The sequence below is a fragment of the Bradyrhizobium sp. 197 genome, from assembly GCF_023073375.1.
Classification (GTDB): domain Bacteria; phylum Pseudomonadota; class Alphaproteobacteria; order Rhizobiales; family Xanthobacteraceae; genus Bradyrhizobium.
Window position 1 is genome coordinate 94,376 of record NZ_JADPJJ010000191.1, and the last position, 17,125, is coordinate 111,500.

The following is a 17,125-nucleotide window of genomic DNA, read 5'->3' on the forward strand; positions in this document are numbered from 1 at the left end:
GCCATGCCGATCTACAAAGCCCCCGTCGAAGACGTGAACTTCCTGCTCAACGACGTCTTCCAGATCGACCGCTATGACAATCTGGCCGGCTTCTCCGACGCGTCGAGCGACGTGCGCGAAGCCATTTTGGGCGAAGCCGCAAAGCTCGCCGAAGAGGTGCTCCAGCCGCTCAATCGTGTGGGCGATCTCGAAGGCTGCAAGCGCGCCGATGACGGCAGCGTCACCACGCCGAAGGGCTTCAAGGACGCGTTCAAGCAGGTCGCCGAGGGCGGCTGGCTCGGCTTGTCGGCCCCGACCGAGTTCGGCGGCCAGGGTCTGCCGGTGACGCTGAGCCAGGCGGTCAACGAATTCCAGATCTCCGCCAACATGGCCTTCTCGATGTATGGCGGCCTCACCATGGGCGCGACAGCGGCGCTGATCGTCCACGGCACGCCCGAGCAGAAGCAGACCTACGTGCCGAAGATGGTGGCGGGCGAGTGGACCGGCACCATGAACCTGACCGAGCCGCATTGCGGCACCGACCTCGGCATGCTCCGCACCAAGGCGGTGCGACAGGCCGACGGCAGCTTCAAGATTACCGGCACCAAGATCTTCATTTCGGCCGGCGAGCATGACCTCGCGCCCAACATCATCCACCTCGTGCTTGCCCGCATCGAGGGCGCGCCGGCCGGCATCAAGGGCGTGTCGCTGTTCGTGGTGCCGAAATTCATGGTCAACGCCGACGGTTCGGTGGGCACACGCAACGGCGTGGTCTGCGGCTCGATCGAGCACAAGATGGGCATTCACGGCAATTCCACCTGCGTGATGAACTACGACAACGCCATCGGCTGGCTGATCGGCGAAGAGAACAAGGGCATGCAGGGCATGTTCGTGATGATGAACGAGGCCCGCCTCGGCGTCGCCGTGCAGGGTCTCGCGCAGTCGGAAGTGGCCTATCAGAACGCCGTCGCCTATGCGCGGGATCGCATCCAGGGCCGTTCGCTCACCGGCGTCAAGGCGCCGGACAAGCCGGCCGATCCGATCATCGTGCATCCCGACGTACGCCGCACGCTGCTGTCGATCCGCTCTTTCAACGAGGCTGCGCGCGCCTTCGTGATGTGGACCGCGCTGAAGAGCGACGTCGCCCACCGCTCCGAGGACCCCAAGGACCGCCAGGCCGCCGACGATCACATGGGCCTGATGACGCCGGTCCTGAAAGGCTTCCTGACCGATTACGGCTTCGCCAACGCGGTGCAGGCGCAGCAGATGTATGGCGGCCACGGTTACATCGCCGAGCAGGGCATGGAGCAATTCGTGCGCGATGCCCGTATCGCCATGATTTATGAAGGCGCCAACGGCATCCAGGCGCTCGACCTCGTCGGCCGCAAGCTGCCGCGCGACGGCGGCCGCGCCATCATGGCGTTCTTCGGCGAGGTCATGGCCTTCGCCAAGGAGAACGGCGGCGACGAGGCGATGAAGCCCTTCATCACCCCGCTCTCGGCTTCGCTCGGCCATCTCCAGCAGGCCACCACCTGGCTGATGCAGAACGCGATGGCGAAGCCCGACAATGCCGGCGCCGCCGCGACCGATTACCTGAATCTCTTCGGCTTCGTCGCTCTCGGCTACATGTGGGCGAAGATGGCGAAGGTGTCGCAGGTGAAGATTGCCGAGAGCGGGGCAACCCCCTATCTCTCGACCAAGCTCGTCACCGGCCGCTTCTTCATGGAGCGGATGCTTCCGGAGACCGCCGCCAATCTTGCGCGCATCCAGGCCGGCTGTGCCACCATCATGGAACTGCCCGCGGAAGCGTTCTGAGGATTTCCGCCCCACGAATGATAGCGACCGCGGCGGTCGTAACCAATAACCGCAATCAGGAGGCTCCCATGGCAGATGCCTATATTTACGACCACGTCCGCACCCCGCGCGGCCGCGGCAAGGCGGACGGCGCGCTGCACGAAGTCACCGCGCTCGCGCTTGCGACGGTGCCGCTGAAGGCGCTGAAGGACCGCAATAACCTGCCAAAAGATTCCGTCGATGATGTCATTCTCGGTGTGGTCGATCCGGTCGGCGAAGCCGGCTCCGACATCGCGCGCTTTGCGGCGCTGAAGGCGGGCTTCGGCGAGGCCGTGCCCGGCGTGCAGATCAGCCGCTTCTGTGCCTCCGGCTTGGACGCCGTGAATTTTGCCGCGGCCCAGGTGATGAGCGGGCAGCATGAACTCGTGATCGGCGGCGGCGCGGAATCCATGAGCCGCGTCGGCATCGGCGCCTCCGGCGGCGCCTGGCCGATGGATCCATCGATGGCGGTGCCCTCATACTTCATGCCGCAGGGCGTCTCGGCCGATTTGATCGCCACCAAATACGGTTTCTCGCGCGACGACGTCGACGCCTATGCGGTGCAGAGCCAGCAGCGTGCGGCGAAGTCCTGGGAAGAAGGCCGCTTCGACAAGTCGATCGTCGCGGTGAAGGACATCAACGGCCTCACCATCCTCGCCAAGGACGAGCATATGCGTCCCTCGACGACGATGCAGTCGCTGGCGCAGCTGCAGCCGGCGTTCACGATGATGGCGCAGATGGGCGGCTTCGACGGCGTCGCGGTGCAGTCGCACCCGGAGATCGAGCGCGTCAATTACGTGCACCACGCCGGCAATTCGTCGGGCATCGTCGATGGTGCCGGCGCGGTTCTGCTCGGCAGCAAGGACGCCGGCGGCAAATACGGCCTGAAGCCGCGTGCGAAAATCCGCGCCTTCGCCAATGTCGGCTCCGAGCCGGCGATGATGCTGACCGGTCCGGTCGACGTCACCGAAAAGCTGTTCGCACGCTCCGGCATGAAGAAGTCGGATATCGACCTGTTCGAGCTCAACGAGGCCTTCGCCTCCGTGGTGCTGCGCTACATCCAGGCCTTCGACATCGACAACGCCAAGATCAACGTCAATGGCGGTGCGATCGCGCTCGGCCATCCGCTCGGTGCGACCGGTGCGATGATCCTCGGCACCGTGCTCGACGAGCTCGAGCGCACCAACAAGGCGACCGCGCTGGTGACGTTGTGCATCGGCGGCGGCATGGGCACCGCGACCATCATCGAGCGCGTCTAAGGATAGGGAGCGACCAACATGGCTTACAAGAATTTCAAGGTTGAGACCGATTCCGACGGCATCGCGCTCGTCACCTGGGATATCCCGGGCCGTTCGATGAACGTGCTCGACGAGACCTCGACCAGCGAGCTGGACGCGATCGTCAAGGAAACCACGGCTGACGCCGCGGTGAAGGGCGTCGTCATCACCTCTGCGAAAGAGGCGTTCTGCGCCGGTGCGGACCTGTCCATGCTCGAAGGCATGAACCAGGCCTACGCAAAACTGTTCAAGGAGCAGGGCGAGACCGCCGCAAACCAGATGCTGTTCGACCAGAGCCGGCGCTTTTCGCTGGTGCTGCGCGGAATCGAGACCTCCGGCAAGCCGTGGGCGGCGGCGATCAACGGCCTCGCGCTCGGCGGCGGCTTCGAGATCACGCTGTGCTGCCACTATCGCGTGGCCGCGGAGAATCCCAAGACCCGCCTCGGCCTGCCCGAGGTCAAGGTCGGCCTGTTCCCCGGCGCCGGCGGCACGCAGCGCGTGCCGCGCCTGGTGCCGCCGCAGGACGCGATGACGATCCTGCTCAAGGGCGATCCTGTCACGGTTGAGAAGGCCAAGGCGCTCAATCTGATCCATGCCATCGTTCCCGCCGCCGATCTCGTCAAGGCGGCGAAGGATTGGATCAAGGGCGGAGGCAAGGCTGTTGCGCCCTGGGACGAGAAGGGTTTCAAGCTCCCCGCCGGTCCCGTGTTCTCCAAGGCCGGCATGATGATGTTCCCGGCCGGCAACGCGATCTATCGCCGCGAGACCTACGACAATTATCCGGCCGCGCGCGCGATCATGAGCTGCGTCTATGAAGGCCTGCAGCTGCCGATCGACGCCGCGCTGCGGGTGGAGTCACGCTACTTCACCTCGGTGCTGCGCTCGAAGGAAGCGGCCGCGATGATCCGCAGCCTGTTCCTGTCGATGCAGGAATTGAACAAGGGCGCGCGCCGTCCGAAGGATGTGCCGCCGACCAAGGTGAAGAAGATCGCCGTGATCGGCGCCGGCTTCATGGGCGCGAGCGTCGGCTATGTCTCGGCCCGTGCCGGCCTCGATGTCGTCCTGATCGATCGCGATCAGGAGAGCGCCGACAAGGGCAAGGCGCATGCGCAAAAGGTGATCGAGGAGCAGATCAAGAAGGGACGCGCCAAGCCTTCTGATGCAGAAGCGCTGCTCGCCCGCATCACGCCGACAGCCGACTATGCGGCGTTGAAGGACGTCGACCTCGTCATCGAGGCCGTGTTCGAGGACCGCAAGGTCAAGGCTGATACCTTTGCCAAGGCGCAGGAGCATATGAAGCCGGACGTGATCTTCGCGTCCAATACTTCGACGCTTCCGATCACCTCGCTGGCCGAGAGCTTCAAGGACCAGGGCAGGTTCGTCGGCATCCACTTCTTCTCGCCGGTCGAGAAGATGATGCTGGTCGAGATCATCCAGGGCAAGAACACCGGCGATCTCGCGATCGCGACTGCGCTCGACTACGTCCGGCAGATCGGCAAGACGCCGATCGTCGTCAACGACAGCCGCGGCTTCTTCGCCAATCGCTGCGTCGGCCGCTACGTCGCCGAAGGCAACGAGATGTTCCTGGAAGGCGTGCCGCCGGCGATGATCGAGAACTGCGCCAAGATGGCCGGCATGCCGGTCGGCCCGCTCTCGCTCTCCGACGAAGTCGCGCTCGACCTCGGCCTCAAGATCATGAAGGCGACGGAAGCCGACCTCGGTCCCAACGCCATCAATCCCGATCAGAAGAAGCTGATGGTGGAGATGGTCGAGAAGCAGGGCCGTCTCGGCCGCAAGAACAGCAAGGGGTTTTACGACTACCCCGAGAAGGGCAAGGGCCAGAAGAGCCTGTGGCCGGGTCTCTCGGCGCTGCAGCCGAAGCAGCTCGACCCCGATACGCTCGACATTGAAGAGTTGAAGCAGCGCTTCCTGGTGGTGCAGGCGGTGGAAGCCGCGCGCACGGTGGAGGATCACGTCATAACCGATCCGCGCGAGGCCGATGTCGGCTCGATCCTCGGCTTCGGCTTCGCGCCGTTCACCGGTGGCACCCTGTCCTACATCGACTTCATGGGCCCGAAGACCTTCGTCGAGCTTTGCCACAAGCTGGAGGCGAAATACGGCTCGCGCTTCACCCCGCCGAAACTCCTCGAGGAGATGGCCGCGAAGGGAGAAACCTTTTACGGCCGCTTTGCCCCGAAGAAAGCGGCGGCGTAATTCTCTGAACCCGTAGCCAGGATGAAAAATACGAAAGGCCGGATTTTCGATCCGGCCTTTCGCATTTGCGCCTCAGGCGGCCGGAATCAGCCCTTCCTTCTTCATCGCTTCCTGCACCTGCGGCCGCGCCGCGACGCGGGTCTTGTACGCGACAAGGTTCGGCATCGCCGAGAGGTCGAACTTCATCCGGTCGCCCCAGGTCAGCATCGTGAAGAGATAGCCGTCAGCCACCGTGAACTGCTTGCCCATGAGGTAATCGCGGCCGGCGAGCTGGCTGTCGATGTATTTCAGCTTGCCCATGACGCGATCCCTGAAGAACGCCTTGGCCTCGTCGTTCAGCGCCGGCGCGAACATCGGGCCGAAGCTCTTGTGGACCTCCGAGGTGAGGAAGTTCAGCCATTCGAGCAGCTTGTAGCGCTCGGAGCTGCCGTGGGCCGGCGCCAGCGCCTTGGCTGAGGCCTGATCGGCGATGATCTGGACAATCACCGGGCCTTCGGTCACGATCTCTCCGCTATCGAGACCCAGCGCAGGGACCTGGCCCTTGGGGTTCAGCTTCAGATAATCCTCACCATTTTCGAGCTTCTTCGCCCGGATATCGACCTTGACCAGCTCATACGGCAGGCCGGCTTCCAGGAGCGCGATGTGGGGGGATAGCGAGCAGGCACCGGGCGAATAGTACAATTTCATGGAATTTTCTCCTCTTGTTGCTTGGTTCAGGCGAAAGAACGACTACATGCATCTGCTTGAAATAGTCAAGATTGATGCATGTGCATCAAATAGCGTAAGAGACGGGCGACGAGCTTGAGCGGGACCATGAAACGCAAACCATCGACCGAGGCGACTTCCGCCTGGATCCGCCTGATGCGGGTACAGAGCCGCGTGCTCGATTGCGTCGAGCAGGACCTGAAGAAGGCGGGGTTCCCGCCGCTGGCATGGTACGATGCCCTGCTCGAATTGTCGCGGGCGCCTTCGGGGGAGCTGCGCCCGGTCGAACTCGAACGGCAGATGCTGATCCCGCAATATTCGACATCGCGGCTGATTGACCGTCTGGTCGACGAAGGCCTCGCCTCGCGGCGTGAATGCAAGATCGACAAGCGCGGCCAGTTCGTGGAGATCAGCGAAGCCGGCCGCGAGTTGCAGAAGCGGATGTGGGGCGCCTATTCGGCCGCAATCGAGAAATATGTCGGTTCGAAACTGTCCGACGCGGATGCCGTCAAGCTCAGCGGTCTGCTCGACCGCCTGGGCTGCTCGTGCGGCGAGATGAAACTGCCGCCGGTCGTCCACGCCAACGAAACCACGCCGTCGCGATGAGCGCGCGGCACACCAGCTCGTCCGTGCACCCGATGGGTGCGCGGACCGTCCCCGTCACCCGCGCGCCTTCTGTCGAAGCGCCCTTTTAATTAGAGTTTGATATGGCGCGAGACCAGATCGATATGACGCCGCTGCAATCACGTGACGAGCTCGTCACGTGGTTCGAGGAAGGCTGCAAGGACCCGTCCGAATTCCGCATGGGCACCGAGCACGAGAAGACGCCGTTCACGCTCGAAGGCCACCGCCCGGTGCCCTACGAAGGCGCGCGCGGTATCGGTGCGCTGCTCGAAGGCATGAAGCTCCTGCTTGGCTGGGAGCCGATCATGGAGAAGGGCAACATCATCGGCCTCTACGACGTCACCGGCGGCGGCGCGATCTCGCTCGAGCCCGGCGGACAGTTCGAGCTCTCCGGTGCGCCGGTCGAGAACGTGCACCAGACCCAGAGCGAGCTGATGGCGCATCTGGCGCAGGTGCGCGAGATCGCAACGCCGCTCGGCATCGGCTTCCTCGGGCTCGGCATGACGCCGTCCTGGTCGCGCGCCGACATCCCGGTGATGCCCAAGGGCCGCTACAAGATCATGACCAATTACATGCCGAAGGTCGGCCAATACGGCCTCGACATGATGTACCGGACCTGCACGGTACAGACCAATCTCGACTTTTCCTCCGAAGCCGACATGGTCAAGAAGCTGCGTGTCTCGCTCGCGCTCCAGCCGGTCGCAACCGCCTTGTTCGCCAATTCGCCGTTTACCGAGGGCAAGCCGAACGGCTTCCTCTCCTTCCGGTCCGAGATCTGGCGCGACACCGACAATGCGCGTTCGGGCATGATGCCGTGGGCGTTCGAGGACGGCATGGGCTTCGAGCGCTATGTCGACTACGCGCTCGACGTACCCATGTACTTCGTCAAGCGCGACGAGGATTACATCGACGTCTCCGGCTCTTCGTTCCGCGCCTTCTTCGATGGCCGCAACAACAATTTGCCCGGGGAACGTCCGACGTTGTCGGACTGGGCCAACCATCTTTCGACGATCTTCCCGGAGGTGCGGCTCAAGCGCTATCTCGAGATGCGCGGCTCCGACGGTGGCCCGTGGGGCCGTCTGCCGGCGTTATCGGCGTTCTGGGCGGGGCTGCTCTACGACGACGTGTCGCTCGATGCCGCCTGGGACCTTGTGAAGCACTGGACCGCGCATGAGCGTCAGGGCCTGCGCGACGACGTGCCGCGCTTCGGCTTCAAGTCGCGGATCAAGGACCGCTATCTGTTCGAGATCGCCAAGGAATGCCTCGTTCTGGCACATGCCGGCCTGCGCCGGCGCGGCCGGATCGATCAGCTCGGCCGCGACGAGACCCGGCATCTGGAGCCGCTCGATCGCATCATCGATTCCGGCCGCACGCCGGCCGAGGAGATGCTCGAGAAGTTCAACGGTCCCTGGAACGGCTCGGTGGAACCAGCCTACGCGGAATACGCGTTCTAGACGTGGGGACAGCAGGGCCAACGATCAGGACCCGAGCCGTTCATCGCCCATACAGGTTTGCGGCGATCAAATGACCGCCTGAAAAACCTGAGCGTCGTCAATAACCCGAAAGCTGTTTCGATGGGGAAGGGCCGCCTGGCCGTCATGGCGAGCGTCCTGGCAAGCGTCGTGGCATGTGCCGCGCTGCTTTCGCTCGTGTTTGCGAGCTGGCCTGTGCGCGCCCAGACGGCGTTCGATCGGCCCGGCGGAGACTATTTCAGCACGCCGGTCACGTCAGGTGATCCCGAGGATTGCGCGCTGCTATGCGAGCGCGACCGCCGCTGCCGCTCCTGGAGCTTCAGCTATCCCGACGTCGAAGGCGGCTCGGCGGTCTGCTGGCTCAAGAACGCGGTGCCGGCGCGCGTGCCGGAAAGCTGCTGCATCTCCGGTGTGCGTGGCGCCGGCGTGATCGAGCCGCGCGTCGCAGGCGTGGAGACCTCGATCGACCGTCCCGGCGGCGATTTGCGCAATTTCGAGATCAAGGCCGGCGAAGGCGGAGAGGCCTGCAAGGCCGCCTGCACCGCCGACAACAAATGCCGCGCCTTCACCTATGCACGCCCCGGCTACACCGGACGCGAGGCGCGCTGCTTCCTGAAAAAGGAAATCAAGCCGCCGCGCCGGAAGGCGGGGTTTACGTCGGGCGTGGTGCGGTAGGAAGGCTGCCGCAGGGTGGGCAAAGGCGCACGAAGCCCCGCGCCCACCATCTCTCTGCAACCATGTTTGGTCGTGGGGCACGCTTGGCTTTGCCCACTTACGGCATCTCACTCCGCCTCAATCACCGTGATCTCCGGCCACAGCGCCTTCCATCGCGCCGCTTTCGCCGTGTAGTTCGCCGGGGAAAAATTCAGGCCCGGATTGGGTCGCACGATCAGTCTTTCGACGTCGTCGAATCCGTGCGGCGCGTAGACCTCGTAGCGGTCACCTGCGCGCCTCACTCCGACTTGCGTGTTCTGCGTGAGGAAGCGGTCGATGCCATCGGTCGCGCGCGTCAGCGGCGGGTAGGGCAGGCCGTGCTTGTCGGGATACCACAGGTGCACGCGCGCCTGGTTGCGGATCTCGACCTTGGCGCCGAGATGCCCAAGCCTACCATGCAGCTTACGGATCACCGTGTCCTCCGCCTCCCATGAAGTATCAGGGTCGAAATAGAACGCGTCGTAATCGGAGATGCCGTGATCGATCGCGCGGTTTGTAAGTACGTTCCAGACCGTCTGCGCCAGGCACCCTGCGACCAGCCACGCATCCGGCAGCGCGAGCCGCGCCAGCTCGTCGATGATTGCAGCGTTGACCGGATTTCTCAGCGCGAGCGCGAGGAATTCGTCACGGTTCATCGCGAGCGGGGAGACTTCTGCTCAATGCACGGCGGTGAAAAACCGCGCCATGCGAAATCCGGACAGCCAGGTCCACACCGGCTGACCGCGGATGCCGAGATCCCAGGATCCGAGCACGGCATCGGCACGGCCGACCAGATTGTCGATCGGCAACAGGCCGACGCCGCCGGAGCGCAAGGGCACGCGGCTGTCGGCGGAATTGTCGCGGTTGTCGCCGAGCACGAAGAGATGGCCTGCCGGCACCGTCACTTCCTGCGTGTTGTCGAGCGGACCGTTGTCGCGCATCTTGAAGATCAGATGCGAGACGCCGTTCGGCAGCGTCTCGACATAGCGATAGGCGGGCTCGCTGCCGCCATTGTCGTCCTCGGCGGCGCCGACGCCGTCCGGCTTCAGCTCGGCGGGACGGTCATTGACGAAGAGCTGGCCCTGCCGCAACTGGATGCGGTCGCCGGGCAGACCCACGACCCGCTTGACCCAGGCCTGCGAGCGGTCGCCGGGCCAGCGGAACACGACGACGTCGCCCTGCTTTGGCGTTTCCGCGAAGACGCGGCCGCTCTCGGGCAGGTTGATCTGGATCGGCAGCGACGAGGTGCCGTAGCCGTAGGGGAATTTCGAGGCGATCAAGGCGTCGCCGATCAACAATGTCGGCTCCATCGAGCCCGACGGCACGTAGAACGGCTCGGCCAGCGCGCCCTTTGCGATGAACACCGCGGCGACGATGCCGGCGAGCTGCGCGAGCTGGCCGGCCCAGCCGCTGCTCTTCCGCTTCGTGGTGACAGTTACCTTCTCGACACTCATCCGCCCGTTCCACCCACCGTAATGCGTTCCATCAGAAGCGATGGCTGGCCGACGCCGACCGGCACGCCCTGGCCGTTCTTGCCACAGGTGCCGATGCCGGTATCGAGCGCGAGATCGTTGCCGATCATGCGAATGCGATGCAGGTCGGTCGGCCCGTTGCCGATCAGCATGGCGCCCTTCAAGGGCGCACCGATCTTGCCGTTTTCGATCTTGTAGGCCTCGGTGCACTGAAACACGTATTTGCCCGAGGTGATGTCGACCTGACCGCCGCCGAAATTCGCGGCGAAGACGCCGTTCTTCACCGAGGCGAGAATCTCGGCCGGATCGCGGTCGCCCGCGAGCATGTAGGTGTTGGTCATGCGCGGCATCGGCACATGGGCATAGCCCTGGCGACGGCCGTTGCCGGTCGGCTTCATGTTCATCAGGCGCGCGTTCTGGCGGTCCTGCATGTAGCCGACCAGCACGCCGTCCTCGATCAGCACGGTGCGGTTGGTCGGCGTGCCCTCGTCGTCGATCGACAGCGAGCCGCGGCGCGAGGCAATGGTGCCGTCGTCGACCACGGTGACGCCTTTGGCCGCGACCTGCTGGCCCATCAGGCCCGCAAACGCAGACGTCTTCTTGCGGTTGAAGTCGCCCTCGAGGCCATGGCCGACCGCTTCATGCAGCATCACGCCGGGCCAGCCGGCTCCGAGCACGACGTCCATCTCGCCGGCGGGGGCGGGAATCGATTCCAGATTGACGAGGGCCTCGCGCAGCGCGCCGTCGGCGGCGTCACGCCAGTTCTTGCTCTCGATGAATTCGGCGTAGCCGGCGCGGCCGCCATAACCCTTGCTGCCGCTCTCCTGGCGGTCGCCCTGGCCGGCGACGACGGAGACGTTGACGCGCACCAGCGGGCGGATGTCACGATAGCTTTCGCCGTCGGGCCGCAGGATCTCGACCACCTGCCAGGTCGCGCCCAGACTGACGCTGACCTGCCGTACCCGCGGATCCTTGTCGCGCAGATAGGCGTCGATCTCGGCAAGCAGTTTTACCTTGGTCTCGAAGCCGGGGGCATCGAGCGGATTGTCGTCACTATAAAGCCGCACGTTGGTATGCGCTGGAGGCGCTGCGAAGCTCCCGGAATAACCGCCGCGCACGGCCGCGACCGCGTCCGCAGCGCGAATCAGCGCCGGCAGCGAAACGTCGGAGGAATGCGCATAGCCGACCGCGTCGTCCTTGACGGCGCGCAGCCCAAAGCCCTGCGAGGTGTCGTAGGTCGCCTGCTTCAGCCGCCCGTTGTCGAACATCAGCGCTTCGGTCTGGCTATATTCCAGGAACAATTCGCCGTCGTCGGCGCCGGCAAGCCCGCGCGCGAGCTCGTTGCGAACCTGGTCGCGGTCGAGATTGGCGCGGTCGAGCAGGGAGGTTGTGGCAGGGTTGGTCATGCGTCCGTCCATTATCGGGGGATGTGAGGCAAGATAATGGTTTCCCGGCAGTTCCGCGAGGGGCTTGGCCGTCACATTACGGAAACGATAGGATTGGGCTGGAAGCAAGGGGCCCTGACGCTGATACAGATCGATGCTATGCTGCTTTCATGAATTACCGAGACATCATCTCGATTGAGCCTGGCAAGCGTGGGGGGCGACCCTGCATCCGCCACATGCGGATCGCTGTGGCAGATGTGCTCGGCTGGCTGGCTGCTGGTCAGACCCACGCTCAAATCCTCGACGACTTCCCCGAATTGACCGAGGACGATATCCGCGCCTGCCTGGCCTATGCCGCCGACCGCGAGAGGCGATTGGTGACCGCACCGATATGAGGCTGCTGTTCGATCAGAACCTCAGCTTTATGCTTTGCCAGATGATCGCCGATCTTTTTCCAGATTCCAGCCACGTCCGGTCTCACGGACTATCGGAAGCTGCGGACCGTGCGCTTTGGGAGTTTGCGAAGGCAAATGGCCTCGCGATTGTGACCCAGGACGTCGATTTTGCCGACATGGCAAGCTTGTTGGGGTCTCCGCCAAAGGTGATCTGGCTGCGGACCGGCAATCAAACCACGGCGGCAATCGCGGCTCTGTTTCGCCGACATGCGCAGACGATCGAATCCTTCGAGAGCGACAACGGCACAGCCTGCCTTGAGATTTACTAGACGAGGCCGTCCCAGCCGCCTATGGCAGCTTGTCGTAGCCCTCGCCGAGCCCGTTCAGGCTGAGCGGGAAGCCGATGCCTTCTTCCGGGGTTTCGAAGATGATGAAGGTCGCGGTCTTGGCGGTGCGGAGCTGGCCGAGCAGCTTGTCGTCCATGACGACCTCGGCGACGCAGCCATTGGGCAGGCAGCGGACAAAGCCGGCACGGCCGACGTCCTGGTTGTCGAGCTTGAGGCCGAGGCCGGAGGGCAGGAGAACGCCAAGGGGAGCGACGACCCGCATCAGGCGGCTTTTCTGGTCGGCGGTCTTGAGCACGATCACGGTCAGGCCGGCATTGGAGCGGTCTTCGGCCACCACGCTCTGGATCAGGGCGCATTGCTCGGATTGGGCGCCCGGCGGGGTGTCGCATCGAATCTGCCAGTCGCCGTGGACGGAGCGCACCGCGCCCTGCGCATGGGCGAGGCCCGGGAACGCCAGGACGACGACAGCAGCCAGCAGGGCAGCCAGCTTCGTGAGGCCGCTAGCCTGCCTTGTCGCCGGCCTTGCCATGCATCTCGAAAACCCCATCGGGTCGGTCCCTCTGCTCGCCTGGGTCGCTCGCACCTGGCGGACTGATACGGGAATGACGGCGTCTTGAAGGCGATTCGCAAGCAAATTCCACGCCGCCACGGCCGCCGTCGCCCGCACGAATCAGGTTCCGGTGCGGCTGTCTGCCAGTGCCTAACGCGGGCAATTCCGCTGTCAAGCCGCAGCATCCCGGGAAACGGTATTTTTGTCTGATGTTACTAGGAAATATCTTGCGGGTGATGGCTGACAGACCGGGCTTAAGACTGCATTGCGATAGATCAAGAATTATGGTTTGAGAGGCTTGATTTCGGCGTTCTAGCGATCCGGCCCCAGTTCCTCTTAGAGGTATTCTTGCGCGGCGGTTTGTCAGACGGGCGGATCGAATAATGCGTTTCCCGAAAATTAGGGGAATGCACTTGGGGTGATTTCGTTAGGGGAGCGCGAACGGCATGAAGTTGTCGATGGGCCCGGTGGGCCGGCACTTGCTGGGATTGGCCGTGGCGGGTCTGACGCTGGCGACGAGCGGCGCGGCATTCGCCGAACTCGGGCAACCGGCGCCGTGGGAGTGGACGCTTCAGCGGTCCGCTTCCCCGGTGATGGACAATATTGTCTGGTTCCACAATTTCCTGTTCGTGCTGATCACTGTGATCACACTGTTCGTTCTGGCGCTGCTCGTGATCGTAGTCGTCAAGTTCAACTCGAAGGCCAATCCGGTGCCGTCGCGGACCACGCACAACACGCTGATCGAGGTGGCGTGGACGCTCGTTCCGGTGCTGATCCTGGTTGGTATCTCGGTGCCGTCGTTCCGCTTGCTGTTCCTGGAGCTCGACGTGCCGAAGGCGGATATCACCATCAAGGCGACCGGCAAGCAGTGGTACTGGTCCTACGCCTATCCTGATAACGGCAAGTTCGAGTTCGACTCGCTGTTGGCCCAGGACAAGCAGCCCCGGCTGCTCGGTGTCGACAATGAGATGGTGGTGCCGGTCAACAAGGTGATTCGTGTCCAGGTCACCGGCGCTGATGTCATCCACGCCTTCGCGATGCCGGCTTTCGGCGTCAAGATCGACGCCATTCCGGGACGGCTGAACGAGACCTGGTTCAAGGCCACCAAGACCGGCATGTTCTACGGCCAGTGCTCGGAGCTGTGCGGCAAGGACCACGCCTTCATGCCGATCGCGATTCGCGTCGTGGAGGACCAGGAGTTCGCCTCCTGGGTTGAGACGGCGAAGAAGAAATTTGCGAGCGGCGGCACCAGCACCTACGCCTCCACGGCCGGCCCGACGCAGTAAGCGCCGGGCGAGGGGCTCGAGGGACTGAAAGCGACATAAAGGCGGGACCTCCAAAGGGTCCGATCGGGACGCAAGGCAGGATTTGAAAATGGCAACGAGCGCAGCGGCACACGGCGATCACGCGCAAGACCACGGACATGACGAGCACGCCCATCCGACTGGATGGCGGCGCTACGTCTATTCGACCAACCACAAGGACATCGGCACGATGTACCTGATCTTCGCGGTCATCGCCGGCATCATCGGTGCCGCGATGTCGATCGCGATCCGTGCCGAGCTGATGTATCCGGGCGTGCAGATCTTCCACGAGACGCACACCTACAATGTGTTCGTGACCTCTCACGGCCTGATCATGATCTTCTTCATGGTCATGCCCGCGATGATCGGCGGCTTCGGCAACTGGTTCGTGCCGCTGATGATCGGCGCGCCCGACATGGCGTTCCCGCGCATGAACAACATCTCGTTCTGGCTGCTGCCGGCCTCGTTCGCGCTGCTGCTGATGTCGACCTTCGTCGAGGGCGAGCCGGGTGCCAACGGCGTCGGCGCGGGCTGGACGATGTATGCGCCGCTGTCGACCTCGGGCCATCCGGGGCCGGCCGTCGACTTCGCGATCCTGTCGATCCATCTTGCCGGTGCCTCCTCGATCCTCGGTGCCATCAACTTCATCACCACCATCTTCAACATGCGCGCGCCGGGCATGACCCTGCACAAGATGCCGCTGTTCGTGTGGTCGATCCTGGTGACGGTGTTCCTGCTGCTGTTGTCGCTGCCGGTGCTCGCCGGTGCCATCACCATGCTGCTCACCGACCGCAATTTCGGGACGACATTCTTCAACCCCGAAGGCGGCGGCGACCCCGTGCTGTTCCAGCATCTGTTCTGGTTCTTCGGCCACCCCGAAGTGTACATCCTGATCCTGCCGGCTTTCGGCATGGTCAGCCAGATCGTCTCGACCTTCTCGCGCAAGCCCGTGTTCGGCTATCTCGGCATGGCCTACGCCATGGTCGCGATCGGCGGCATCGGCTTCGTGGTGTGGGCGCACCACATGTACACGGTCGGCATGTCCTCGGCGACGCAGGCCTATTTCGTCGCTGCCACGATGGTCATCGCGGTTCCGACCGGCGTGAAGATCTTCTCGTGGATCGCCACGATGTGGGGCGGCTCGATCGAGTTCCGCGCCCCGATGATCTGGGCGGTGGGATTCATCTTCCTGTTCACCGTCGGCGGCGTCACCGGCGTCGTGCTGGCGAATGCCGGCGTCGACCGCGTGCTGCAGGAGACCTACTACGTCGTCGCGCATTTCCACTACGTGCTGTCGCTCGGCGCCGTGTTCGGGATCTTTGCCGGCTGGTACTACTGGTTCCCCAAGATGTCGGGCTACATGTACAACGAGACGCTGGCCAAGGCTCACTTCTGGGTCACCTTCATCGGCGTCAACCTGGTGTTCTTCCCGCAGCACTTTCTCGGCCTGTCGGGCATGCCGCGCCGCTACGTCGACTATCCCGACGCGTTCGCGGGCTGGAACCTGGTCTCGTCGCTCGGCTCCTACATCTCCGGCTTCGGCGTGCTGATCTTCCTCTATTGCGTGATCGACGCCTTCGCGAAAAAGGTGCCGGCTGGCGACAATCCGTGGGGTGCCGGTGCGACCACGCTGGAATGGACGCTGCCCTCGCCGCCGCCGTTCCACCAGTTCGAAGTGCTGCCCCGCGTGCAGTAATCAATCTCCCGCGGCGCCCGTGACGGGCGCCGCGGCTCTACAACAAAGCGAGTCAAACTAAGTGTCCGTCCTCGACCACAACGCCGTCGACATCAATCCCCGCATCTCCGAAGCGGAGGTTGGCGACTACATCGCGCTCTTGAAGCCGCGCGTGATGTCGCTGGTGATCTTCACCGCGCTGGTCGGAATGGCGCTGGCACCCGGGCATTTCCACCCGGTGCTGGCCTTCACCTCGCTGCTCTGCATCGCCGTCGGTGCCGGCGCCTCCGGCGCGCTCAACATGGCGCTGGAAGGCGACATCGACGCCAAGATGTCGCGCACGGCGAACCGGCCGATTCCGCGCGGCCGTATCACCCGTCCCGAGGCGATGACCTTCGGCATGACGCTCGCCTTCTTCTCGGTGATGACGCTCGGCATCCTGGTCAACTGGATCGCGGGCGCGCTGCTCGCCTTCACCATCTTCTTCTACGTCGTGATCTACACGATCGGCCTGAAGCGCCGGACCGCGCAGAACATCGTGATCGGCGGTGCCGCCGGCGCGCTGCCGCCGGTGGTGGCCTGGGCCGCGGTCACAGGCACGGTCGACGTCGAGCCGCTGCTGCTGTTCGTCATCATCTTCTTCTGGACGCCGCCGCACTTCTGGGCGCTGGCGCTGTTCCGCTCCGACGATTACGCGCGTGCCGGCATCCCGATGCTGCCCAATGTCGCCGGCCCCGACGCGACGCGGCTTCAGATCCTGCTCTACACCATCGTGCTGATCGCGGTCGCCGCTGCGCCGTGGGCGCTCGGCTATTTTGACGCCATTTACGGCATCGTCTCGCTGATCCTCGGCGCCGGCATGCTGGCGTTCGCCATCAACGTCTATATCCGCCGCGAGCGCAGCCAATCGTTGCGGGCGACGCGAAAGCTGTTTGCGTTCTCCATCCTTTATCTGTTCGCGCTGTTCGCGACTTTGCTGGCCGAGGTCGTGTTCCGGGCGCTTGCTCCGATGGTAGGGGGCGCATGATCGCAGGAATGGCCGACAAACCCGAAATCGATGGAATCGTCCTCACCGAGGCGCAGAAGAAGAGCCGTCGACAGCGCTCGATCGCGATCGCGCTCGCGCTCGGCGTGCTCGTAGTGCTGTTCTTCGCCGTGACCATGGTCAAGGGACCGGCCGTGCTCATCCGGCCGATGTAG

Annotated in this window: 17 protein-coding genes; 12 read left to right on the forward strand and 5 right to left on the reverse strand. The window is 64.0% G+C overall.

Going from position 1 to position 17,125, the window contains the following annotated elements:
• Positions 1-3: 3 nt before the first annotated feature.
• From IVB27_RS42145 to IVB27_RS42155, 3 genes are all read left to right on the forward strand, one after another.
• Entirely contained in the window at positions 4-1,794 is a 1,791-nt protein-coding gene (locus IVB27_RS42145) for an acyl-CoA dehydrogenase C-terminal domain-containing protein (protein WP_247448395.1), read from the forward strand.
• 68 nt (positions 1,795-1,862) lie between these two features.
• Entirely contained in the window at positions 1,863-3,071 is a 1,209-nt protein-coding gene (locus IVB27_RS42150) for an acetyl-CoA C-acetyltransferase (RefSeq protein WP_247448396.1), read from the forward strand.
• An 18-nt stretch (positions 3,072-3,089) separates the two neighbouring features.
• Positions 3,090-5,303 carry an FAD-dependent oxidoreductase gene (locus IVB27_RS42155; protein ID WP_247448397.1) on the forward strand — a complete coding sequence of 738 codons (2,214 nt, stop codon included), beginning with the start codon at positions 3,090-3,092 and terminating at the stop codon, positions 5,301-5,303.
• Positions 5,304-5,375: 72 nt separating this feature from the next.
• Here the strand turns inward: IVB27_RS42155 and gstA are convergent, their stop codons facing one another.
• Positions 5,376-5,990, reverse strand: a complete 615-nt coding sequence (gene gstA / locus IVB27_RS42160; RefSeq protein ID WP_247448398.1) for a glutathione transferase GstA — start codon at positions 5,988-5,990, stop codon at positions 5,376-5,378.
• 126 nt (positions 5,991-6,116) lie between these two features.
• Here gstA and IVB27_RS42165 point away from each other — a divergent pair, with 126 nt between their 5' ends.
• The 3 genes from IVB27_RS42165 (at position 6,117) to IVB27_RS42175 (ending at position 8,779) form a co-directional block, all read left to right on the forward strand.
• Entirely contained in the window at positions 6,117-6,614 is a 498-nt protein-coding gene (locus IVB27_RS42165) for a MarR family winged helix-turn-helix transcriptional regulator (protein ID WP_247352328.1), read from the forward strand.
• 101 nt (positions 6,615-6,715) lie between these two features.
• The gene (locus IVB27_RS42170; RefSeq protein ID WP_247448399.1) at positions 6,716-8,086 is read left to right on the forward strand and encodes a glutamate--cysteine ligase; all 1,371 of its coding nucleotides are present in this window, start codon (positions 6,716-6,718) and stop codon (positions 8,084-8,086) included.
• 120 nt (positions 8,087-8,206) lie between these two features.
• Complete coding sequence (locus IVB27_RS42175; RefSeq protein WP_247352332.1) at positions 8,207-8,779, forward strand: PAN domain-containing protein; 573 nt, start codon at positions 8,207-8,209, stop codon at positions 8,777-8,779.
• 107 nt (positions 8,780-8,886) lie between these two features.
• Here IVB27_RS42175 and IVB27_RS42180 read toward each other — a convergent pair whose 3' ends face one another.
• From IVB27_RS42180 to tldD, 3 genes are read right to left on the reverse strand one after another with little or no spacing between them, the layout of a single operon-like run.
• Positions 8,887-9,453 carry a nucleotidyltransferase family protein gene (locus tag IVB27_RS42180; protein WP_247448400.1) on the reverse strand — a complete coding sequence of 189 codons (567 nt, stop codon included), beginning with the start codon at positions 9,451-9,453 and terminating at the stop codon, positions 8,887-8,889.
• Positions 9,454-9,474: 21 nt separating this feature from the next.
• Positions 9,475-10,251 carry a signal peptidase I gene (gene lepB, locus IVB27_RS42185; RefSeq protein ID WP_247448401.1) on the reverse strand — a complete coding sequence of 259 codons (777 nt, stop codon included), beginning with the start codon at positions 10,249-10,251 and terminating at the stop codon, positions 9,475-9,477.
• Positions 10,248-11,675, reverse strand: coding sequence for a metalloprotease TldD (gene tldD, locus IVB27_RS42190; RefSeq protein WP_026233924.1), 1,428 nt, complete (start codon positions 11,673-11,675; stop codon positions 10,248-10,250). Before tldD ends, lepB begins: the two co-directional genes overlap by 4 nt.
• A gap of 149 nt (positions 11,676-11,824) precedes the next feature.
• Between tldD and IVB27_RS42195 the strand changes: the two genes are divergently transcribed.
• Positions 11,825-12,049: a DUF433 domain-containing protein gene (locus tag IVB27_RS42195; RefSeq protein WP_007599426.1), complete on the forward strand. Its 225-nt coding sequence runs from the start codon at positions 11,825-11,827 to the stop codon at positions 12,047-12,049.
• On the forward strand, positions 12,046-12,378 hold the full coding sequence (locus IVB27_RS42200) for a DUF5615 family PIN-like protein (protein ID WP_247448402.1): 333 nt from the start codon (positions 12,046-12,048) through the stop codon (positions 12,376-12,378). Before IVB27_RS42195 ends, IVB27_RS42200 begins: the two co-directional genes overlap by 4 nt.
• 19 nt (positions 12,379-12,397) lie before the next feature.
• Here the strand turns inward: IVB27_RS42200 and IVB27_RS42205 are convergent, their stop codons facing one another.
• Entirely contained in the window at positions 12,398-12,943 is a 546-nt protein-coding gene (locus tag IVB27_RS42205; protein WP_247448403.1) for an invasion associated locus B family protein, read from the reverse strand.
• Between the two features lie 449 nt (positions 12,944-13,392).
• Between IVB27_RS42205 and coxB the strand changes: the two genes are divergently transcribed.
• From coxB to IVB27_RS42225, 4 genes are all read left to right on the forward strand, one after another.
• A complete protein-coding gene (gene coxB / locus IVB27_RS42210; RefSeq protein ID WP_247352342.1) occupies positions 13,393-14,232 on the forward strand; it encodes a cytochrome c oxidase subunit II in 840 nt (279 codons plus the stop codon).
• 88 nt (positions 14,233-14,320) lie between these two features.
• Entirely contained in the window at positions 14,321-15,946 is a 1,626-nt protein-coding gene (gene ctaD, locus IVB27_RS42215) for a cytochrome c oxidase subunit I (protein ID WP_247448404.1), read from the forward strand.
• A gap of 61 nt (positions 15,947-16,007) precedes the next feature.
• Positions 16,008-16,952, forward strand: coding sequence for a heme o synthase (locus tag IVB27_RS42220; RefSeq protein WP_247448405.1), 945 nt, complete (start codon positions 16,008-16,010; stop codon positions 16,950-16,952).
• Positions 16,949-17,125: a cytochrome c oxidase system small membrane protein gene (locus tag IVB27_RS42225; protein WP_247352347.1), complete on the forward strand. Its 177-nt coding sequence runs from the start codon at positions 16,949-16,951 to the stop codon at positions 17,123-17,125. Before IVB27_RS42220 ends, IVB27_RS42225 begins: the two co-directional genes overlap by 4 nt.